Origin of the sequence: Bacillus sp. Au-Bac7, assembly GCF_021341655.1 — a bacterium.
GTDB lineage: Bacteria > Bacillota > Bacilli > Bacillales > Cytobacillaceae > Niallia.
Window position 1 is genome coordinate 688,833 of sequence record NZ_JAJTTG010000001.1, and the last position, 22,733, is coordinate 711,565.

Annotated in this window: 17 protein-coding genes; 12 read left to right on the forward strand and 5 right to left on the reverse strand. The window is 39.2% G+C overall.

The window, feature by feature from the left end; all coding sequences use genetic code 11:
- Positions 1 to 138 precede the first annotated feature (138 nt).
- A complete protein-coding gene (locus tag LXM54_RS03580) occupies positions 139 to 711 on the reverse strand; it encodes a biotin transporter BioY (RefSeq protein ID WP_233313717.1) in 573 nt (190 codons plus the stop codon).
- 173 nt (positions 712 to 884) lie between these two features.
- On the opposite strand from LXM54_RS03580, the gene LXM54_RS03585 reads away from it, so the two are divergent.
- Positions 885 to 1,214, forward strand: coding sequence for a DUF3889 domain-containing protein (locus LXM54_RS03585; RefSeq protein ID WP_233313718.1), 330 nt, complete (start codon positions 885 to 887; stop codon positions 1,212 to 1,214).
- Between the two features lie 56 nt (positions 1,215 to 1,270).
- On the opposite strand, the gene LXM54_RS03590 is transcribed toward LXM54_RS03585, so the two are convergent.
- From LXM54_RS03590 to LXM54_RS03600, 3 genes are all read right to left on the reverse strand, one after another.
- The gene (locus tag LXM54_RS03590) at positions 1,271 to 2,626 is read right to left on the reverse strand and encodes a 6-phospho-alpha-glucosidase (RefSeq protein ID WP_233313719.1); all 1,356 of its coding nucleotides are present in this window, start codon (positions 2,624 to 2,626) and stop codon (positions 1,271 to 1,273) included.
- A 1-nt stretch (position 2,627) separates the two neighbouring features.
- Positions 2,628 to 4,193: a PTS transporter subunit EIIC gene (locus LXM54_RS03595; RefSeq protein ID WP_233313720.1), complete on the reverse strand. Its 1,566-nt coding sequence runs from the start codon at positions 4,191 to 4,193 to the stop codon at positions 2,628 to 2,630.
- Between the two features lie 136 nt (positions 4,194 to 4,329).
- Positions 4,330 to 5,130: a MurR/RpiR family transcriptional regulator gene (locus LXM54_RS03600; protein WP_233313721.1), complete on the reverse strand. Its 801-nt coding sequence runs from the start codon at positions 5,128 to 5,130 to the stop codon at positions 4,330 to 4,332.
- Between the two features lie 240 nt (positions 5,131 to 5,370).
- On the opposite strand from LXM54_RS03600, the gene LXM54_RS03605 reads away from it, so the two are divergent.
- From LXM54_RS03605 to LXM54_RS03645, 9 genes are all read left to right on the forward strand, one after another.
- Positions 5,371 to 6,420, forward strand: coding sequence for an LLM class flavin-dependent oxidoreductase (locus tag LXM54_RS03605; RefSeq protein ID WP_233313722.1), 1,050 nt, complete (start codon positions 5,371 to 5,373; stop codon positions 6,418 to 6,420).
- Positions 6,421 to 6,690: 270 nt separating this feature from the next.
- Positions 6,691 to 7,413 (forward strand): (Fe-S)-binding protein, encoded by a 723-nt coding sequence (locus LXM54_RS03610; RefSeq protein ID WP_233314746.1) that lies wholly within the window; start codon positions 6,691 to 6,693, stop codon positions 7,411 to 7,413.
- Between the two features lies 1 nt (position 7,414).
- Positions 7,415 to 8,854 carry a LutB/LldF family L-lactate oxidation iron-sulfur protein gene (locus tag LXM54_RS03615; RefSeq protein WP_233313723.1) on the forward strand — a complete coding sequence of 480 codons (1,440 nt, stop codon included), beginning with the start codon at positions 7,415 to 7,417 and terminating at the stop codon, positions 8,852 to 8,854.
- On the forward strand, positions 8,841 to 9,560 hold the full coding sequence (locus tag LXM54_RS03620; protein ID WP_233314747.1) for a LutC/YkgG family protein: 720 nt from the start codon (positions 8,841 to 8,843) through the stop codon (positions 9,558 to 9,560). Before LXM54_RS03615 ends, LXM54_RS03620 begins: the two co-directional genes overlap by 14 nt.
- 89 nt (positions 9,561 to 9,649) lie before the next feature.
- Positions 9,650 to 11,740: a bifunctional aldolase/short-chain dehydrogenase gene (locus tag LXM54_RS03625; protein WP_325169554.1), complete on the forward strand. Its 2,091-nt coding sequence runs from the start codon at positions 9,650 to 9,652 to the stop codon at positions 11,738 to 11,740.
- A gap of 352 nt (positions 11,741 to 12,092) precedes the next feature.
- Positions 12,093 to 13,334, forward strand: a complete 1,242-nt coding sequence (locus LXM54_RS03630) for an SH3 domain-containing protein (RefSeq protein WP_233313725.1) — start codon at positions 12,093 to 12,095, stop codon at positions 13,332 to 13,334.
- Between the two features lie 447 nt (positions 13,335 to 13,781).
- Positions 13,782 to 14,147, forward strand: a complete 366-nt coding sequence (locus LXM54_RS03635) for a DUF4181 domain-containing protein (protein ID WP_233313726.1) — start codon at positions 13,782 to 13,784, stop codon at positions 14,145 to 14,147.
- 248 nt (positions 14,148 to 14,395) lie between these two features.
- Entirely contained in the window at positions 14,396 to 14,962 is a 567-nt protein-coding gene (locus LXM54_RS03640; protein ID WP_233313727.1) for a hypothetical protein, read from the forward strand.
- A 14-nt stretch (positions 14,963 to 14,976) separates the two neighbouring features.
- Entirely contained in the window at positions 14,977 to 17,313 is a 2,337-nt protein-coding gene (locus LXM54_RS03645) for a putative bifunctional diguanylate cyclase/phosphodiesterase (RefSeq protein ID WP_233313728.1), read from the forward strand.
- 32 nt (positions 17,314 to 17,345) lie between these two features.
- Here LXM54_RS03645 and LXM54_RS03650 read toward each other — a convergent pair whose 3' ends face one another.
- Positions 17,346 to 18,380, reverse strand: coding sequence for an AraC family transcriptional regulator (locus LXM54_RS03650; protein ID WP_233313729.1), 1,035 nt, complete (start codon positions 18,378 to 18,380; stop codon positions 17,346 to 17,348).
- Between the two features lie 182 nt (positions 18,381 to 18,562).
- Here LXM54_RS03650 and LXM54_RS03655 point away from each other — a divergent pair, with 182 nt between their 5' ends.
- Positions 18,563 to 19,966: a PTS transporter subunit EIIC gene (locus LXM54_RS03655; protein ID WP_233313730.1), complete on the forward strand. Its 1,404-nt coding sequence runs from the start codon at positions 18,563 to 18,565 to the stop codon at positions 19,964 to 19,966.
- Positions 19,966 to 22,620 carry a glycosylhydrolase-like jelly roll fold domain-containing protein gene (locus LXM54_RS03660; RefSeq protein ID WP_233313731.1) on the forward strand — a complete coding sequence of 885 codons (2,655 nt, stop codon included), beginning with the start codon at positions 19,966 to 19,968 and terminating at the stop codon, positions 22,618 to 22,620. The genes LXM54_RS03655 and LXM54_RS03660 overlap by 1 nt, the downstream gene beginning before the upstream one ends.
- Positions 22,621 to 22,733 lie beyond the last annotated feature (113 nt).

The following is a 22,733-nucleotide window of genomic DNA, read 5'->3' on the forward strand; positions in this document are numbered from 1 at the left end:
TATTTCTTGGGAAAGCGCAAGAAATGACAGAATTCTCATGTTAAGTCGCTTTTGCAGAGTTTCTGTCGAAAGAGAAACATATGTTTGTAAAGAAGAAAAGCCGTGCCTTTAGTAAACTGAAAGGCACGGCTTTTCTATTTAATGGATTTTTAAGCTGCTTCTTTTGAAATAAGCGTTGTTTAACCGGTAAGCAATGATTCCTGCCACTGCGGTAAAGATAATATCTTTTATTAGCGGTATGAGCATCCAGCTCCATGCAACAGCATAGGAGAAGCTGTCAGGCGCTTGCGCCCACCATTTATAGGAAAAATACATCCAGTTCGTGCCGAAAAGATAGTTAAGGATTAACCCGACAAAGCTGCTAATAATGAATCCAGCTAATGAGCTGTTTTTTTCGCGAATCCAGCCAACTGTAAAGGCAAGTAAGATATAGCTGAGAATGAAGCCGAATGTTGGACTAAAAAGGATTCTTAAGCCGCCTGAAAGCCCGGAAAATATCGGAAATCCGGCAAGACCAATCAGCATATAGCATAGCATGGCGACAGCTCCGAGTCTTTTGCCTAATAATAAACCGGCCATAATCGCAAAGAATGTTTGCAAGGTGATAGGTACGCCTCCGATTACTAGGAAGCTCGTTACATTTGCACCAATTGCCATCAATGCCACAAACAAAGCTACCATTGTAATATCAATCGCTCTCCATTTTTTCATAAGAATCATCCTTTATAAATTATGTATATTGACTAAAATTTACTATAAAGGGAGATTGTATATATGTCAACCTATTTTATTTTTTAGTTAACCTATTTAATTAGATGAACATACATAAAGCTTGCTGGATTGTTTCATACTACTAATAAACAAAAGCAGAAAGGAGAATACCCATGCAAAAAATGATCAAAAGCATTATTGGTATAACATTACTCAGTTGTTTATTTTCATTTCATACGCAGGCAGCCCCAGCAGAAAAAGAGCTCCCATCTTATGTGAAATGGGGCCAGATAGCGATGACAAAGACAAAGGAAAAGTATCCGAACAGTGAGATTATTGACTATAAACATATCGGAAAAGATACGCAAAAAAGCACTTCAATTGAAAAATTCAAGTTAATTGTAAAGCAGCAAGATAAGAAAGTAGGAGTCATGGTTAATTTGACGTTTGACACAAGAACAGAAAGATTGATCAATGTGGACTTGAAAGAAGAGGCTCCATAAGTGAATAAACTAATAAACTCCACTAGGTCTCTAGTGGAGTTTATGGAAAGAAGATTTTACACTAGTAAGCCTTCTTTATATTCTTTTTTTAATGTTGGCCAAAAGTCTTTATTTGCCTCAATTAAATCGTCCAGTACTGCTTTAGCTGTTTGGGCAGACGGAAGTGTTTTATTTAGCGTAAACGCTTGAAGGGCTTTTTCGTATGACCCTTCGATTATTGCTTCTACAAGAATCTTCTCAGAAGCGAGCTGCTGTTCAATCATCGCTTTATAGAAGTATGGTATGTCCCCGACAAATTCCGGCTTAGGTCCGTCTGCTGTAATGAATGCAGGTACTTCTATCATTGCATCTTGTGGCAGGTTTGGAATGGTGCCATTATTTTCTGTCATAACTAAATAGCGTTTACCAAGATCTTGAGCGATTGATACGGTCACATCCACAATGAATGTCCCATGTACACCAACTGCAAAGGAATCCTCTAAAATGCCAGTTTCCTGAAATTTATCAACTGTTTCAAATAATGTTTTTTCTCTGCCGTCCATTACTTCATTAGCCCTTGTGTAGTCTTTGTTGGATGTTTCTACAATATGATCCGGGAACAAATAGTATTGCAAGTATGGGTTTGGCAAATATTCAGGGAAATGATCCATTATCAATTTAATATTCTTAAATGTTTTAATCCAAGATGAATCAGCATGACGGTAGTCAATTTTAGAAACATCCTCCGTTAATAATCCATGTTTATAAACATGCTCTCTCACTTCATTCAGTCGCTCCACACCGTCCACTTTAATAGAAGTGAACCAGCCGAAATGGTTTAAGCCGAAGTAGTCGACAACAAGCTCTTCCCGTTCCACACCAAGGATTGCTGCTATATTACGCATAGTAGCAACTGGCATGTCACAAATATTTAGGACTCTTGCTTTCGGGCGAAGCTTGCGAACACCTTCTGCCACAATGGAAGCAGGATTCGAATAGTTAACAATCCATGCTGTTTCTTTCGCGTACTGCTCTACATAATCAATAAGCTCAATCATTGGAGAAATGGTTCTTAAACCGTATGCTAAACCTCCAGGTCCGCATGTTTCTTGACCGACTACATTGTGAGAAAGTGGGATTTTTTCATCGAGCTCACGCATCGCATATTTTCCGACCCTCATTTGAGCAAAAACAAAGTCTGCATTTTCGAATGCTGTTTTCGGATCTGTCGTTTCTGTAACAACGATAGAGTCCGTATACTCTGCAATAACAGCCTTTGCAGCAACCACCACTTTTGCTTGTCTTTGGCCATCAATGTCATAGAAGCGTATTTCTGATAGAGGCAAATCTTCCAGTCTGTCCATTAAACTTCTAATAATGCCTGGTGTATAAGTGCTTCCTCCGCCTGCAACTGCTAAGATATATTTTTTCATGTTATAATCCTCCTAATTGTTGGTCTACTTGGTCACGTACACTCTTCACATTCAATCCATATACAACTTGCACATTGTTGCCAGATTTAATAATTCCTTTTGAGCCTGTTTCCTTTAGAACTTGTTCATTGACTGCATCTGGGTCTTTTAAAATCAAGCGCAGCCTCGTATAGCAATTATCTACATTTTCTATATTTTCACTGCCTCCAAGCGCTCCAATAATAGTAGCACCTAGTGCAGTAGGGGAGCTGTTTTGTCCAGGTGTTTGCAATGTTTCTGCTTGTTTTATGTTTTCTGAAGCAGATTCTTCTTCTTCACGTCCAGGTGTTTTTAAATTTAATTTCAGGATTAGGAAGCGGAAGATGATGAAATATAAAGCAGCCATCAGTAAGCCTGTTAAGATGAACATTGGCCAGTTTGACTTCGTAGTTCCTAACGGAAGATTGTACAGCAGGAAGTCAATGAATCCGTTTGCACCAATTGCATGGACACCGAATAAGCTAAGCAGCATCATGCCTGTACCTGTTAATACTGCATGAACAACGAACAGGATAGGTGCTGTGAACAGGAATGCGAATTCAAGCGGCTCTGTCACACCTAATAAGAAGGATGTGAATGCTGCAGGGAAGAGAATCGCTTTTGCCATTTTCTTTTTCTTTTTATCTGCAGTCATATACATCGCAAGGGCTGCACCCATTAGGCCAAACATTTTACTAAGACCACGAGCATCCCAGTTAACTGTACTGCTTAATACTTCAATAGTGGGATCAGCCATTTCCGCAAAATAAATGTTTCGCGCACCATAGATGATCTCTGAGCCGATATGGGCAATACCGCCAAGCTCTGTATAAAGAAACGGTGTATAAACAAGGTGATGCAGTCCTGTCGGGATAAGAATTCTTTCCAGAAAACCATATACAAGGAGACCGAAAACACCAAGATTTTTGATGCCGCTAGCAAGTGTTGTGATTGCACTTTGTGCGAATGGCCAAAACTCTGCAGCCAGCGCACCTAGTATCATCGCACTAGGAATGGCGAGAATTGCAACAAAGCGGTGGCCGGAGTAGATAGCAAATACACCTTTAAATTCGATGTCACAATATTTGTTATGCAATATTCCGACAAGGGCCCCAAGCATAATGCCGGAGAAAACACCCATTTCAAGCACTTGCACATTCAGCACCATTGCTTGTCCAGCTGATTGCATGGATTCTAGCGGCACAAGCCGTCCCGTGAGATTTAAGACTTGATGCATGGCATTAATAAAGATGACGAAAGTAACTAGTCCTGTTAAGGCAGCATAGCCTTTATCTTTTTTTGCCAGCCCGATCGGAATACCGACAGCAAATATTAATGCCAAGTTCTGCAGGATAGAAACAGCAGAAGCAGAAATAAACTTGCCTGTATTTTGAATAATAGGTATCTCTAAAAATGGAATGTATTGTGCAAGATTTCCATTTCCAAACACATTGCCAAAAGCGATAAAAAGTCCGATAATCGGCAGTAACAATATTGGTGCAAATAATGATTTTCCAAAGGCTTGGAGACCATTCACCATTCTTTTCATATATGATCCTCCTTATGTGCGAAAGCGTTATCAACTTATAATTAAAGTATAGCGGCGTGCCGTATCCTTTGAAAGGGTATTCAAGCCATCTGTACTTTGTCTTTCAATCATGTAACATGTTACATTCTTAAGTATTTTAATATTCAGTGATAATGCCTTTTTTAACAGCAAGTGCTAAAAGCAGGTCAATGAGCATGAACATATTCGACTCATAGGAAGTAACTTCAAATTCCTGCTGTGATTCTATCGTCGGATCAAGAACAGTAAAAACGATATCGGCAATATTAGCAGTAGCACTTTTACTGTTCCCAGTAAATAGAATCGTTGTTAATCCTCTTTCTTTAGCAATCTCCACCTTCTCGACGACTTTCGCCGTGTTTCCAGAGCGGGAAAAGATAATAAGCAGCCTGTATTTTTCAATATTGTTGAGAAATATCGCCCTGCTGTCACTAGTCGATGAATTCGATACATAATAACCGAACAGCTCCAGTTTTTTTGCTAAGTAATTGGCGAATAATGTTGAAAAGCCTGCTCCATAGAAATAAATCATGTTATTTTCGTTGATGACAGATAAAAATCGCTCAATGCTCTTTTCATTTAATGAATCAAACGTTTGTTCAAAATGCTGTTTAAATGTATTTACTGCTTCTGTTAAAGGCTGATGAATGTCTTCTATGTATTCAGCATCAATGTCTACAAGCTTTGCTGCCTTTAAATTCAAATGATAAATAAATTCGCTATAGCCGCTAAACCCCAGTTTTTTACAAAGCCTGATAATTGTTGTAGTCGACACAAATAATTCAAGTGCTGCAGCGCGGATGCTCAGTGTTTCGTTCTCTAATTTTTTTCGGATTAAAAACAGAAGGATTTCATTCTCTGCTTCTGTTAAATGTCTTTCATTAGCATAATCAAAGTAAAGATGATCAATATTTTTCACGAATAAATCATTCCTCATATAAAGTTTTATATATGTATCTTATCAATAGCTGTACTAAATAAAATAGTCTAAATCTGCAAAATGCGCTTCTGTTTATTGTTCACCAATACAGCAGATATTTTGTATACGTTTATCTCCACATGAATAGGTCAAAATAGTTGAATAAGCATATGTATATTGATTTAATAAGAAAGAAAAGAATTTGTAGGAAAAACAAGTGAAATTTTTGGGGGCAATTACATGGAAATTGGAATAAGTACGTTCGTAGAAACAACACCAGATACGAACACTGGCAAAACAATCTCGCATGCAGAGCGGATCAGAGAAGTTGTGGAAGAAATCGTTCTTGCTGACAAGGTAGGATTAGATATTTTTGGTGTAGGAGAGCATCACAGAAAAGACTATGCGGCATCATCACCAGCTGTTATTCTTGCAGCTGCAGCAGCACAAACAAATAATATTAGGCTGACAAGTGCGGTAACTGTGTTGTCTTCGGCAGATCCTGTGAGAGTATATCAGGATTTTGCCACACTTGACGGAATTTCAAACGGAAGAGCAGAAATAATGGCTGGAAGAGGTTCGTTCATTGAATCATTCCCGCTGTTTGGCAACGATTTGCAGGATTATGATGAGCTTTTTGACGAGAAGCTTGAATTACTGTTAAAGCTTCAATCGTCTGAAATGGTAACATGGAGCGGCAAGTATCGACCTGCTATTAATAATAGAGGCGTATATCCAAGACCTGTTCAAGATCCGCTGCCGATTTGGATAGGAAGCGGCGGTAATGCGGAATCCGCTGTAAGGGCCGGTATTTTGGGTCTGCCGTTATGTTTAGCAATAATTGGTGGGAGCCCAGTGCAATTTGCACCATTAGTGCAGCTGTATAAGCGAGCAGCAGCACAGGCTGGTCATGATCCAGCTCGGCTTCCAGTTGCATCCCATTCGCATGGGTTCGTAGCGGAAACAACGGAAACAGCAGCTGATAAATTCTTCCCGTCTACAGCTCAGGCAATGAATGTCCTTGGTAAGGAAAGAGGCTGGGGGCCATACAGCAGGGCAAGCTTTGATGCGGCTAGAAGCTTTGAGGGCGCACTATATGTCGGCGATCCGCGCACAGTTGCAGATAAAATCATCCATCTTCGCAAACATGTCGGTGTAACTAGATTTATGCTTCATGTACCTGTCGGCAGTATGCCACATGAAGACGTTATGAAAGCAATTGAGCTGCTTGGCAAGGAAGTTGCACCAATTGTCCGCAAAGAAGTAGCGGATTGGGAAAAAACACTATAAGAAATATGCAAACCTGCAAATAAGTTTGGAAACAAACTGTTTGCAGGTTTTTTTATGGCTGATTTTTCTGCAGCTATCATAATAATTAACGAGTGCATATAGCGATAGTGTTTGAAATCCAAATAAAACAAACTAAAAACAACAATACAAACATATTATTTTGTAAAAATACAAAAAAACAAATAAAAACAGATGAAAAAACAAGATGTTGGTAGTATAATAGAAACATAATAAAAAGAAAAGGCTTACAAGAAAGGGTTTGGAGATATGATGAAAGTCTCAATATTTATAACTTGTTTAGCAGACATGTTTTATTCCAATGTCGGAAAAAGCACGGTGGAATTATTGGAGAAGCTTGGTTGTGAAGTCGATTTTCCTGAGCAGCAGACATGCTGCGGCCAAGTTTCCTTTAACAGCGGTTATCACAAAGAAACAAAGGAAGTCGCCAAGCATATGATTAAGGTATTTGAAGCTTCAGAGTATGTTGTCGCTCCATCTGGCTCCTGTGTGGCCATGCTTCATGAATACCCGCACTTATTAAAAGACGAAAAAGAATGGAAGGAAAGAGCAGATAAACTCGCAGCCAAATCCTATGAGCTGACGCAATTTATTGTGGAGGTTTTAAAAGTTGAGGATGTCAAGGCAAGCCTGCCGGCGTGTGCTACTTATCATAAATCATGCCATATGACGAGGCTGCTCGGAGTAAAGGATGCACCAAGCAAGCTGCTTTCACAGGTTGACGGCTTAACAGTTAATCCTCTTCCAAACAGTGAAAATTGCTGCGGCTTTGGCGGCACGTTCTCTGTTAAGATGGGGCCAATTTCCGAACAAATGGTGCAGGAAAAAGTTGAATCGGTTGAAGCAGCCAATGCAGATGTGCTGATTGGTGCTGATTGCGGCTGTTTAATGAATATTGGCGGTTATATCAACAGACAAGGTAAACAAATAAAAGTGATGCATATAGCAGAAGTTCTAAATAGTGAGGTGAAATAATATGCCGATGAAAATAGGAGATCAGCCATTTTTCGGAAGAGTAAAGGATGGTTTGGAAGACAGCTTTATGCGCTCTGCTGTTACTTCCGCACAAGAGAGAATGCAAGGCAAGCGGCTTGCAGCAGTGGAGGAGCTTGGAGACTGGGAGGAATGGCGCAAGCTTGGAGAGGAAATCCGCACACATACGCTGGAGAATCTGGACTACTATTTAGAAAAACTCAGTGAAAATACAGCTAAAAGAGGCGGCCATGTGTTTTTTGCTAAAACAAAGGAAGAAGCAAACGATTATATTAAAAGCGTTGTTGAAAAAAAACAAGCAAAAAAAATCGTGAAGTCTAAATCGATGGTAACAGAAGAAATCAATTTAAACGAAACACTAGAGGCTGCCGGATGTGAAGTGATAGAAACCGATTTGGGAGAATATATCCTCCAGCTGGATGACCATGATCCGCCATCCCATATTGTCGTGCCAGCACTGCATAAAAATAAAGAACAAATCAGAGATACGTTTAAGGAAAAGAAAGGCTACCAAAAAACAGAAATACCAGAAGAATTGGCATTGTTTGCGAGAGAACAGCTGCGCCAGGAATTTTTGACAGCAGATTTAGGGATAACAGGCTGTAATTTCGCTGTTGCTGATGCTGGCACAGTCTGTCTCGTCACTAATGAAGGGAATGCAGGACTAGTGACTGCACTTCCAAAAACACAAATCACTGTCATGGGAATGGAAAGAATTGTCCCGACATGGGAGGAGCTTGATATCCTTGTTTCCTTACTGTGCCGCAGCTCTGTCGGCCAAAAACTAACAAGCTATATCACAGGTCTAACTGGGCCGAAGGAAGAAGGCGATGTAGACGGACCAGAGGAATTTCACTTAGTTATCGTTGATAATGGCAGATCCAATATTCTTGGAACAGAATTCCAAAGTGCGCTCCATTGTATTAGATGTGCTGCATGTATTAATGTCTGCCCTGTTTATCGTCATATTGGCGGCCATTCGTATGGTTCCATTTATCCCGGTCCAATTGGAGCTGTTTTGACACCATTGCTTGGAGGCTATGAAGAATATAAAGAACTGCCTTACGCCTCGTCCCTTTGTGCTGCTTGTACAGATGCTTGTCCAGTGAAAATACCCCTTCATGAATTGCTGATTAAGCATCGCCGCAAAATAGTGGAGGATGAAGGGAAGGCCCCGTTGGCAGAAAAGCTGGCGATGAAAGGCTATGAGTTTGCTGTTAAACATCCGAGCATTTACCAGGCTGGCACAAAATCAGCTCCAGTTGCTCTCAAACCATTCACTAAGGATAACAGCATTAAAAGCGGGCCTGGTCCAGTTAAGCTTTGGACAGATACCCGCGACTTGCCGGCACCAAGCAAACAAAGATTCCGAGATTGGTATAAACAAAAAAGAAAACAGGAGGATCAGCATAATGGAGGGTAATGTCACAAATAAGGAATCATTTTTGGACCATATCGCCCAAAAGCTGAACCGGCCGAGAGGGCAAGCTATTAAAAAACCTGACTGGAACTATAAGCCCCAGCTGAATGTCCTGCAAAACGCCAATCAGGATGACTTGGCTGAAGTGCTGAAAAAGCAATGCGAAGTCATCCATACAGACTATATAGAGGCATCTGCTGATGAGGTTGCTGAAACAATGGAAAAGATCTTAAAAACTAATCAATTGCGTTCAGTAATTACATATGATGACCCCCGCTTTAATGAGTACGGCCTTAATGAAATCAAACAGAATGAATGGAAAGTAAACGGAATTAGCACTTATATTTGGGATAACACCAAAAAGCAAGAAAATATAAACGCTGCTGAAACAGCGGATGTTGGTATTACAATCAGCGACATGACATTGGCTGAATCAGGCACAGTACTGTTATTTTCCAACCGTAATAAAGGCAGATCTGTCAGCCTTCTGCCCAAAACCTTTATCGCAATCGTGCCAAAAAGCACGGTTGTGCCGCGAATGACACAGGCAGCAACAGCGATTGCCAAGCTTGTAGCGGATGGCGAGGATATTGCAAGCTGCATTGACTTTATCACAGGACCAAGCAACAGTGCTGACATTGAGCTTAATCTTATTGTTGGCGTCCATGGACCGATAAAAGCTACCTATATACTTGTAAAAGACAAATAAACAAAAATAAATAAAAATAAAACAAAAGTATATACAAAATAAACAAAAGTGAGTTATAATAAAAACAGATAAAACAAACATAAATAAAGATAAAACGGAGGAGAACAAAAATGGTAAAAAGCTTATGGCAAGAAGAAAAGGCAGCACAATTAGCTAGTGGACTTGATGAGTTAGTTTATCGCTCCAATTTAATCGGGACAGACCGGGCTGTCTGCAACTGGGGCGGCGGAAATACTTCCATGAAAACAACCGTAACAGATTTCAGAGGCCGTGAAGTTGAAGTGATGTGGGTAAAAGGAAGCGGCTCTGACTTAGCAACAATGAAAGCGCATAATTTTACAGGTTTGAAACTAGACGACATCACCCCGCTTATTGAAAAAGAAGAAATGCCAGATGAAGAGATGGTTGAATATTTGTCACACTGCATGATCGACAGCAAACATCCTCGTGCATCTATTGAAACATTATTGCATGCATTTTTGCCATTCAAGCATGTAGACCATACGCACCCTGATGCAATCATTAGCCTTTGCTGTGCAGATAACGGCAAGCAAATTGCTGAAGAAATTTACGGCAACCGCTTTGTTTGGGTTCCATACATTCGCCCTGGATTCACTTTATCTAAAATGATAGCAGAAGGGGTAAAAAACAATCCCAATGCCGAGCTAGTACTAATGGAAAAGCATGGTTTAGTTGTGTGGGGAGATACAGCTTCGGAAAGCTATGAAAAAACAATTTCTATCATTAATGAAGCAGAATCCTATATTAATAGTAAAATAAACGAAGCACAAACATTCGGCGGCGCTAAATATGATTCACTGAGCGTGGAAGATGCTGAAGAGATTTTGGCTGCTGTTATGCCAGTTATCCGCGGAGCTGTTAGTGAAGAAAAGAAGATGCTGTTAACTTATGACAGAGGAGAAGACGTCCTTGAGTTTGTGAACAGCCATGATGCAAAAACATTGTCACAAGTCGGAGCAGCTTGTCCAGATCATTTAGTTCATACAAAAATGGTGCCATTATATGTAGAATGGGACCCAGCAACAAAGGATATCGCTGCATTGAAGGAAGCAGTGAAAGAGGGAATAGCAGCATTTAAAGAATCCTATACAGCTTATTTTGATAGAAATAAGAATGAAGGAGATCAAATATTTGAAACAGCACCCCGCGTTATTTTAATACCAGGAATCGGCATGGTTAACACAGGCAAAAACGTTGCTATGTCTAAAGTAAGCGGTGCCTTGTATCACAGAGCAATTTCTGTTATGAAAGGTGCAACAGCACTAGGAAACTTTGTGTCCTTGAATGAAAATGAATCCTTCAATGTGGAATATTGGCCATTAGAGCTATATAAATTATCACTAGCACCTAAGGAAGCAGAATTTTCACGTAAAGTGGCATTCGTCACAGGCGGAGCTGGCGGAATCGGCAGTGAAACATGCAGGCTGCTCGCATCACAAGGCGCGCATGTTGTTCTGGCAGACTTGAACTTAGAAGGTGCAGAAAAGGTAGCCGCAGAAATCAATGAGACATATGGAGAAGAGCGTGCTATTGCAGTGAAAATGGATGTTACAAGTGAGGAAGCAGTACAAGCTGCCTACAAGCGGACAGCTCTTGCTTTTGGCGGTGTTGATATTATCGTTAATAATGCAGGCTTGGCAACTTCTAGCCCGTTTGATGAAACATCGTTAAAAGAGTGGAATTTAAATATGAATGTGCTTGGCACAGGGTATTTCCTTGTTGCAAGAGAAGCATTTAAACAAATGAAGGAACAGGCTCTAGGCGGAAGCATGGTATTCATCGGTTCGAAAAACTCCGTTTATGCAGGCAAAAACGCAGCTGCATACAGTGCAGTCAAGGCAATGGAAACACATCTTGCCCGCTGCATCGCTGCCGAAGGAGGAGAATATGGCATCCGCGTCAATTCAGTACTGCCTGATGCAGTCTTGCAAGGTTCTGCTATTTGGGGATCTAGCTGGCGTGAAGAAAGAGCGGCAGCCTACGGAATTGAACCAGATCAGCTTGATGAGCATTACCGTAAACGCACCACTTTACTTGTTAACATTTATCCGAAAGATATTGCAGAAGCTATCAGCTATTTTGCATCATCAAAAGCAGAGAAAACAACAGGCTGCATGATTACAGTCGACGGTGGAGTTCCAGCAGCATTTACAAGATAAATAAGAGAAGGAGGACAAAATTTGTCCTCCTGTTTTCTATTTTATAAGGAAAAAGCAGAGGGATTTTATGCGAATATAGAAAATAACCTTGTCATAGACAAAAAATATTAAAGATTAAAAATCAAGGATAATACTATGACAAAAGTATTACATTTTAACTGTTTTTTCACTAATTATGGAAGGAGATTGGGAGAATAATGTTTTTTTCGGCAAAACCTCGGGTAAATTGACAACGGGTTGGTAATCTTTGGGCAAATAGTTATAGGTTGGAATCCTCCATTTATCGCATATATTCTTTTTCCTAGATGTCTTAATATTATATTACAAAGAGTTATTGGGGGTCGTTTTATTCATGACAAGTTTAGTAGGAGCTGACGGCGAGCTTAAAGTCTTAAGGAGAAACAGACATACAGACAAACCTGTCTATACTACTAGAATGGAAAAGCGTGAATTAGAGAGAAATCTTCCAAGCTTAGATATAAGAGACGCTTGGAATATCAAATCCGTTCTGGAAAGCATTAAAGAAAGCTTTATGGAGCATGTGGCAAAGGTTAGGAAAATGGTGCAAGCAAGTCCGGCAAAACGGCTTGTAGTTACAGGGATTTTTACGGTTCTCTTTTCATTAGGCGCAAGTACTGCTTCTGCATGCATCCAGGAATATACATATGAAGTGAAAAAGAATGAAACAATTACAGAGATTGCAGCTACTCATGGCGTAACGGCAGAAGCGATTACAAATGTGAATGGCACTGTGTCCCAAGGGGATAAAATTTTGTTGCCAAAGGTGCAAGACAAAAAAGTAACAGCAACCGTGCTTAATATTCGTGCAAAGGCAACAACAGACAGCAGCATTATCGGCAAGCTGAAACAGGGGAATACGGTCAAAGTTTCATTTATTAAAAACGGCTGGGCCGGCATTCTTATTGATGGCCGTCTTGCCTATGTAAGCGCTGCTTATTTAGCAGATTCGGCTGTTAAGACATCGGAAACAACAATCAAGACAGTGACTAAATACGTGACAGCAGACTCTTTAAGGGTGAGGAGCGGCCCGTCTACAAAAGATGCTGTACTTGGCTCATTGAAAGAAGGAGCGAAAGTTACAGTGAAAGCAGACAAAAATGGCTGGTCCTCAATCGATTACAAAGGGAAAAAAGCCTATGTAAGCAGTGCTTACTTAGCAAATAAGACATCAGCGAGTGAAGCTGTCAAAAATACGGAAACTGCAAAGGATACAAAAACATATACTATTAAAAAGGGTGACACTTTTTATAAAATCAGCAAAAGTTATGGAATCTCTGTTTCCCTATTACAAGAAGCAAATCCGAATGTTGATCCAACTAAACTTCGAGTCGGCCAAGTTATTAACATACCTGCGATTACATCTTCTGACAGTCTCCTGAAGGTGGAGGCGACAATTGGCGGAATTAGTCCAGACGGCACCGTGCGTTTTATTACAAATGACGGTGTTACTTATGCTGCAAAGCCGGAAACAGATGGAATCCTCAACAGCCTTTATGAAAAGCAAGGGCAAAAGGCTACTTTAACTGTAAAGGCAAAAAGAGGGCAGCAGATGGTTATTACGGCGGTTAAGTAATCTAAAAGAATGCAGCAATTCCTTCCTATTAAATAAGTGCTTCTGTATATGAAAAGGATGATTTTATAAGCTGCCGCTTGGCAGCTTTTTTTATTTTTCATAAACATGCTCAGAAAAAAGTCTATCTGTTAATAACTGTAAAGGTTATAATGGATAAATAAGGAAGGAGTTGTTATGTGCATAAAAATCTTTTGGCCTATTCCATAATTTTTCTAGGACTTTGCGTAGCAGCAGGCTGCTGGGGCATTGCCAGCTCTTTAAAATCAGAAGGAAACTATGAGGTAATTCCAGTAAACGATAATAATATTCTTTTATTTTAATAAAGAAACCGGTGAGTATTGGCAAAAATTTGTGCCGTCTAAAAGGACCGACAGACTGGGAGAAGCAAGATTCACCTGTAGCAGACTAAGCTAAACAATAGAAAATAGAGAGGAAATAATAAGCAGCATGAAATATATCATCTTATTTGCCATAGTATGGGCAGGTGTATACTTAATTGAAAAACTCCTATTTAAATTGTTGGGTGTTCAAAAAAAGAAGGTATCTAAAACAGAGGGAAAGAAGGCAGACATATTCGGAAGGGTAATCATCGCCATATTAATCGTTTGTACCTCGCCGTTTATATTGGATGCCGATAGCTCCTTTATCTGGCCGGCATATTTGCTTGTCATATTCGGATACGAAGCATTCATGGAATGGAAATACATAAAAGGATCAAAACAATATATTGGCACCATTATTTTCATGATTATCTTTGGAGTAGCTTTTATCTCGCCATATATTTTGAATGGATACTTAAAGTCTAATTGCTAAGCGGATACCCGCTTAGCTTTTTTATTCTCTTGTAAATAAATTTTACGTATCCAAATAAAGTAAGAAATGTCTAAATCAGCAATAAAATTATCCGCTTTTTTGACAGTTGTGGAACCTACTGGAAAACGTTTTCATTTTATTAGATTTTTTTCACTTTTTTCGTTACTAGCTTAAGAAAAAATAAGTATAATAACCTTGCATACATACTAGAAAGGCATAAAGCTTGTAATTTATGGGAGGGAAGTAATGTGTATATGAAAGTTGATTCGTTTGCATTGCTTAATGAGTTTAATCAAATCTGGATGGAGTGCTGGGTTGAAAAGGGATATGGCTTTGAAATGTCTGAGATGGATGCAGACCGTTTTTTAATAATTGATCCAAATGAACAAAAAGTAGGAACTATTGAATTTAAGCCATATTCTCTCCATCCGACTAATAATATTAACAGTGTTTTCCCCTTTCACGAGCTGGAGAAAATTAAATCGTTGAAACTAGAGCAAATTATGGAGATTGATAAGGTAGCAATTTTAAAGAACCATCGCGGCAAAAATTTAGAAAGGCTGTTAACTTTGTATGTGGATTACGCACAATCCCGCCAAATCACCCATTGTGTCGTTCTGTTGGAAAGAGTTTTTTTTCGAGCATTAAAAACTGTTTACAAAATACCACTGGAAACTGCCGGCGAAAAAATATACTATAAAGGAGATTATGTCATTCCTGCTATCCTATATCCACAAGAGATATATGAACATAAAGATAAATTTTCTTGGCTGATTCAGCCAAAAGATATAAAAAGAAAAACGATATTTAAATAAGAATGGAGATATAGATGTCTAGTCTAAGTACAAAACGGTTTGCCTATTCCTTTATCGTTTTTTTTATTGTGGCAAACGTCCTTTGGAATATCATCTTCAGCAGCAATCAACAGCTGCTGGACTGGGGCGGTGTAAGCTTCCAGTTGATTGCCTGCAGTGCATCTATCTATTGGATCCTATCCACATTTTTAAAAGATAAAACTTCAGCTAAAAGCTTTTGGCTTTTGCTTGCATTAGGGGTGCTGTTCTATCTTGTCGGCACAATGCTTTGGAGCTATAACCAATTTATTTTAAATAATAATAGCGGCTATGGTAAATTAGCAGAGAAATTTTTTATCGTACAGAACATTTTATATTTTTTGTCCTTGCTTGTCCTGATTAACCAGATTAAAAGTTCGCTTTTAACTATTAGATTTTTGCTGGATATCTTAATTGCGATGTCGGCAGCAGTAACCTTTAGCTGGTTGTTTTTAATTAGACCTTTATTCAGTCAATCTGCTAATATTAGCTTTTCGTTAACAGAATTGATTTATCCCATATTAGATCTTATTGTCCTAGTAGGGGTAATTAGTCTTTTTAATACATCGAAAAGAGTTTTGGCTAAGAAAACTACCTTTCTGCTTGTTGCTGGTTTACTTACACAAATAGTCGCAGACACGATTTTTACTTATCTTAAAGTGATCGATGCTTATTCTGTCGGCAGTATTAATGAACCAATGTGGATATTATCAGCCCTTTTAATTGGGCTCTCAGGTATCTATCATCAACCAGCGCCTGCTTTTGCATTATCGCGCAATAACACACAGGAAAATGAAAATATTTACATAAAGCATATTATTCCCTATTTTGGTGTATTGATATTGACCTTCTATTTTACGTATTTGCTGTATGGCACACATCCGGTTTTTCTTGGATTATCCATCAGTATTATCCTGCTGATAATAAGGCAAATCTTTACATTGCTTGAAAACGACAGATTAGTCGATGATTTAAACAAATTAAATGAAGGTTTAGAGCAGAAGGTAAAAGAAAGGACAGACAAGCTCGTCGAAATTATCAATTCGATGGAATACCTTGCCTTTCATGATGTTGTTACAGGACTGCCAAATCGCAGGTATATGGAAAAGCGGCTTGCACAGGCTTTAGAGAATAACTGCTCAAGTAAAAAGCTTGCCTTTATCCTTCTGGATTTAGACCGATTCAAGCATATAAATGACAGTCTTGGCCATTCCTATGGTGACTTGCTTTTGAAGGAAGTGGGGGAAAGATTGTCAGCCAACGTTTCCCCAAATGGGGTTGTCTGCAGAATTGGCGGTGATGAGTATGCGCTCCTGATTGAAAATGCAGAGATCTGTAAAATCGAAGAACTTGCGCAATTAATACTTAAGAGCTTGCGAGAGTCCTATTTTATAAATAATGTTGAATTGAATATTACACCAAGTATTGGCATTGCTATGTATCCTGATCACGGCAGCGACCTAGATGCTTTATTGATGAAGGCAGATACGGCCATGTACAATGTGAAAGAAAATGGTAAAGATCATTTTAAAGTATATAATGGCTCCATGAGTATGAAGTCTATAATGGAATTAGAGCGCTCGATAAGAAAAGGGCTTGAACGAAATGAATTCATCTTGCATTACCAGCCGCAAATATCCTTACACACTCGTCAAATTGTTGGCGTGGAAGCATTGGTGCGCTGGGAGCGACCAGGAATCGGTCTTGTTCCGCCAGGTGAGTTTATTCCCATAGCTGAGGAAACAGGCCTCATTTTGCCAATCGGAGAAAGTGTTTTATGGCAGGCTTGCAGGCAGTCTGTGCTATGGTGTAAAAAGGGATTCCCTGATTTACGAATTGCTGTCAATATTTCATCTCTGCAGTTTCAGCAAGAGAATTTCGTTAACCTAGTAAAGACGATTATGAACGAAACTGGTGCAAATCCAAAAAACATTGAGCTAGAAATAACGGAGAGTATTGCGATGGGACCAATTGAACAAAATATGTCCAAGCTTGCTTGTCTAAAGGAAATGGGCTTTAATATTGCCATTGATGATTTTGGAACAGGCTATTCCTCTTTGCATTATTTAAGCAAATTTCAGATTGACAGATTAAAAATTGACCGGTCTTTCATCACCTCGTTGGAAAAAAGCGAGAAAGATACAGCGATTGTCCGAATGATTGTAATGATGTCAAAGGCATTAAACGTAAAAGTTATTGCGGAAGGTGTAGAAGACGAACATCAAAGAGCATTTCTAGAAGAAGTCCAATGTGATGAATTGCAAGGTTACTTGTTCAGCCGGCCGCTAAATGTGGAAGACTGTGAGAAGTTTCTTGTGAACAATGCATTGTGACAGAATAATGGAATCAAAAAGCACGCCCACATTTAAGAAATGGGCGTGCTTTTTTGTCCAAGGTGAAAATTCCTTTGATACTCTTTAGGTGTCACATTATATCTCTCTTTAAAGATTCTATTAAAGAAGCCATGATTTTGATATCCTATTTCATTTAAAATTTCGGCAATTGTCATGGATGTGTGATTTAGCAAATAGGAAGCTTTGTTAAGCTTTTGTTCCTGAAGTAGCTGTTTGAAGCTTTTCCCAGTACTTTTTTTAATAAGCCTGCTTAAATAGTTGGGATGGAAGCTGAAATGCTGTGCTACCTCTTGTAAGGTACAGCTTTGAAAATTTTCCTCCATGTATAGAAGGATATCCAATATCGGATTCTGTTTCCCATTAGCCGATTTGCTGTTATTGTCTGTTTGAAAATGTCGAAGCATTTCTGCAAAGATTAATACCATATAAGCGTTGATAATATCTTTTGAGCAAAAGCTAGGTTCGTAGAATTCACATAACAGATTCTCGACGTGTGAGCCTAGCTTATCACTGTTCTGACAGTGAAATAAAAGAAAGCGGTTATGCAGGCGATCATGTGATATAGCCTCTAATATAAAGTCGGAAATAATGCTATTGCTTGACAGCTGTCCGAGCATGGAAGCAGTAAAGTAGCTTTTATCCATGAGAATATTGATGATAATATCCTTTTCCTCTGCATCACAGATTGTATGAGGCACGTTTGTATCCATGATACAAACATCTCCGCACTGTAACGGGATAACTTTATCCTGGACGATAGCCGTGCAGGTCCCTGCATATACATAGTTCATTTCTATATAGTCATGAATATGGAAAGGAATAGTAGAATACCTGGAATGCTTAACAATTTCAAGAGTTGGGTTAGGCGGAGAATAGGCATTCTCCTTTTTTTGATCGTTGAACTTGAAGACATATACTTTTTGGTTATTAAGCTCTATGCTGTCACAGCTATCAAACAAGGAATTATAGTAATCTGGATTGGTTTTATAATAGAGCTCTCTGTCAGACATAGTAAACAAGAGCTCCATTAATTCAGTTTTTTGCATGCTCCACCTCTTTCTAAAAAGTTAAGTTTGGTAAAGTAAGTAGTTATATTCAGCAATTTTAATATAAATATATTTACATTACAATAAAAATTGTTAGCGGTTCCAATAACGATATTACTGAATTAACGTAATGCAAAGGCAGGTAAATTAGTTGGTCATATACCGATAGAGGAGTGGCGTAAATGGATTATACAAAGTTGGCAGAAAGTGTTGTTTCTGAAATTGGAGGCAAGGAAAATGTTTCAAGCATTACACATTGTATGACAAGGCTGCGATTCGTGCTGAAGGATGAAAGCAAAGCAAACACAGAAGCCATAAAAAAAATACAAGGTGTATTAGGAACAGCTGTATCTGGCGGACAATATCAGATAATTGTTGGAACAGGAGTGTCGAAAGCATATGATCAGGTTATAAAACTGCTATCGATAGAGCATGAGCAGTCTGCACAAAATACCGAACGTTCTAGTCAAGTCAAAGAAGGGGCATTTAATCGCTTTTTTAAACTCATATCTGGCATTCTCTTCCCAGTAATGGGTGTCATGACAGCCGCCGGTATCATAAAGGGCTTGCTTGCAGGTTTTACTTCCTTTCAGCTGCTATCAACTGAAAGTGGCACCTATCAAATATTGTACGCTTTTTCAGATGGATTCTTCTATTTTATGCCGATTATTCTTGGCGTTTCTGCTGCGATGAAACTGAACTCCAATCCATTTGTGGCAGCAACGATTGGAGCAGGGCTCGTTTACCCTAATATTACTGCTCTTTACAATGAAGGAGCTCATATTACGTTCCTGCAAATACCGGTTGTGCTGGCGAGTTATGGAAATTCGGTGTTTCCGATTATTGCAGCAGTTGCCTTGGCAGCATTTATAGAAAAAAGAATAAAAGATAAAGTGCCGGATGCGGTGAAGTTCTTCCTGACTCCGCTCCTTGTTCTCATCATTACAGTACCTACAACCTTTTTATTAATTGGACCGCTGATGACTTATTTAAGTGATATTCTTGCATCTGGTACACAAGCAGTTTATGGGATAAGCCCAGTAATAACAGGAATAATCCTTGGAGCATTTTGGCAATTGGTCGTTATCTTTGGTCTGCATTATGCGTTTATCCCGATTCTAATGAACAATATTACAACAATGGGAGAAGACCCGATCAATGCCATTTTAAATGTAACTGTATTTGCCTTGGCAGGAGCAGCCATTGGTTTTGCTTTAAAGCAAAAAGATAAAGCGAATCGCTCACTAGGATTTTCGACAGGCATGACAGGGCTCTTTGGAGTAACGGAGCCGATTATTTACAGTATTGCGATTCCCTACAAAAAGCCATTTGTCGCTGCCTTTATAGGTGGAGGAATTGCCGGGGGCATAACAGCCTTTATGAATGCAAAAATGTATGGATTTGGCGGCAATGCACTTTTCGCTGCACCACTGTTCATCAATCCAAAAGGGATTGATTCTAGCTTTACAGCTTATATAATTTCAGCGCTTGTAGCATTTTTCGTAACATTAGCTATTACTTATATTCTGACTGGAAAGCAAACAGCTAAATTAATGGTTAATAAAGATAAGGGCAGGGAGATATAATGGAAAAATTAACTAAATTATTAACGCAGCAAGAAAATAATTATATATTTCCTTTTCTATGGATGCATGGAGAGTCTAAGGAAGTAATTGAGGAATATATGCACGAAATTTATAAAAGCGGGATAAGAGCGGTTTGCGTCGAGCCCCGGCCCCATCCTGATTTTGTCGGTGAAAGATGGTGGAAAGATTTACAGATCGTATTAGAAGTGGCTAAGGAAAAGAACATGAAGGTATGGTTGTTTGATGATGCACATTTTCCAACAGGCTATGCAAACGGGGCAATAATAAAGCATCATCCAGAATTACGAAAGAAATTTTTAAAAATAACACAGCTTGATTTTCATGGCCCGCAAAGAAATGCTGGCATTATCGTTAGACATGCAAGTGGGGACCGAAATTCAATTCTGTCTGTAGGAACAGACGGAACTGCGGAAATAAACGGACAAAAGGACACAGCTGACCAGATTATTGGCATAATAGCTGCAAAAATCATAGATTACAATACAGTCGATACCGATAGACTTGTTGATATTACGAAGCATTTAGAAAATGGTGTTGTTTATTGGGATGTTCCAGAAGGCAATTGGCGAATTTTTATTTTAGTAGAAACTTTCAGCGGTGGAGAAAGATCAACAGAAGGTTATTTAAATCCAATTGATCCAAATGCCACCCAAGTATTAATAGATACAGTTTATCAGCCTCATTTTGACAAATTCTCATCGTATTTCGGGACAACGATTGCTGGTTTTTTTACAGATGAACCTAGATTCGGCAATATAAAAGGCCCGGATGCTATTATCGGAAAAACGGAAATGGTGCTGCCGTGGCATGCAAACATCGTTGCTTTGTTGGAGGAGACATTCGGAAAATCAGCCAAGGAACTATTGCCTCTGCTCCTTACAGATGGTACAAAAAAACAGCATCAAATAAGGCATGCTTATATGAATCTCGTTTCAAAAATGTATGCAGAAAATTTTACAAATAAACTAGCTCACTGGTGTACTGAGCATGGGGTAGAATATGTTGGTCATTTAATAGAGGATAATAATGCACATGGAAGATTAGGCTATGGTGCCGGACATTTCTTCCGCGCACTTGGCGGCCAAAGTATGTCAGGCATTGATGTAGTCTTACATCAGCTCCTTCCTGGAATGGATGAAGGCTATTTCAAAACATTCACTTCAACAGGATGGGACGGAGAATTCTTTCATTATGGCTTAGGTAAACTTGGGGCATCGCTTGGTCATTTGGACTCCCAGAAAAAAGGCAGAACAATGTGTGAAATATACGGAGCCTACGGCTGGTCTGAAGGATTAAATCTGATGAAATGGATGACAGACCATATGCTTGTTAGAGGAATCAATCACTTTGTGCCCCATTCTTTTGACATGGCACCATTTCCAGATGCAGACTGTCCGCCCCATTTTTATGCACATGGCATCAATCCGCAGCATCGCTATTTGCATTTATTAATGAATTATACAAATCGGGTGTCAGAGCTGTTAAGTGACGGTCAGCATGTCGCCACATCACTAATTCTTTATCATGCAGAAGCAGAGTGGTCAGGGAATGCAATGCTTTTCCAAAAACCAGCAAAGGTATTAACACAGAATCAAATCGATTTTGATATAGTATCACTAGACTTGCTTATGAATGCTGAGGTGAAAAATAATAAAATCCTCTTACATCAGGAGGAGTTTCATAACCTAGTCATTCCATATGCAGAACGGCTGCCGAAAGCATTCTTTGAAAAAGCAGCACAGCTGATTCGCGCCGGAGCAATGCTGATATTTATTAATGCTCTCCCTGTTGGAGCAAGTGAGGATGATTTAGTAAGTGAAGAAATAAAATGGCTAGAAGAATCAGAACAAGTCAAGATAGTGCCTTTAGAAAAGCTTGCAAGCATGATGAGAGCAGAAGGGGCCTATGAAATTATGTTAGAAAAGGCAGCAGCTGACCTGCGATATTACCAATACCGTCATTTAGAAAACACCGTGTATATGTTTTTTAATGAATCACCAGATAGTGAGATTATCAATAAAGTGACACTCAAGGAATCAGGTTATCTATATAAATATGATCCATGGGAAAACAATTGCCTTCGTTGGGTGGAGACAATTCAAAATGAAATTCCATTATTCTTGGCACCGCAGGAAGCAGCAATATGGATTGTGTCCGACTGTCAGCTCGACGCTCAACAAGTTCCTGCCAGCAAGCAAACGGGAGAATGTGAAATAACTGGCCCGTGGGAGGTTTCATTAGCAACAGCAGCTGAGTATCCGAGCTTCCATAAAAGCTTTGTGTTGGAGGAATTAACAAACATCGCTAAACCTTCTTTGTATCCAGCATTTTCTGGTAGTGTTCGATACCAAAAAGAGTTATTCATAAATGATTGTTCAACTGATTATCAGCTTGATTTAGGCGAAGCTTATGAAATTGCCGAAGTGTTTATAAATGACTCTTCTGCAGGAGTAAAGGTAAGTAAGCCATACGTTTATGATATTTCTCCCTTTGTTCAAAAAGGCCGGAATTTGTTGACAGTGGAAGTGACGAATACACTTGGAACTGCCCAAAAAGACTATCTTTCTCAATACAGAATCTTGCAGCCAACAGGGCTGCTTGGAAGTGTGAAACTAAAAACATTTCAAAAATAGTCGCAGCTAAAACAGGACTGGTTTTATATCAGTCCTGTTTTTTTTTTTTTTTTTTTAGTAAAACGGTTTCATTTTTTGATTGCCTAAACTTTGAGATTGTTAGTAATATAGTA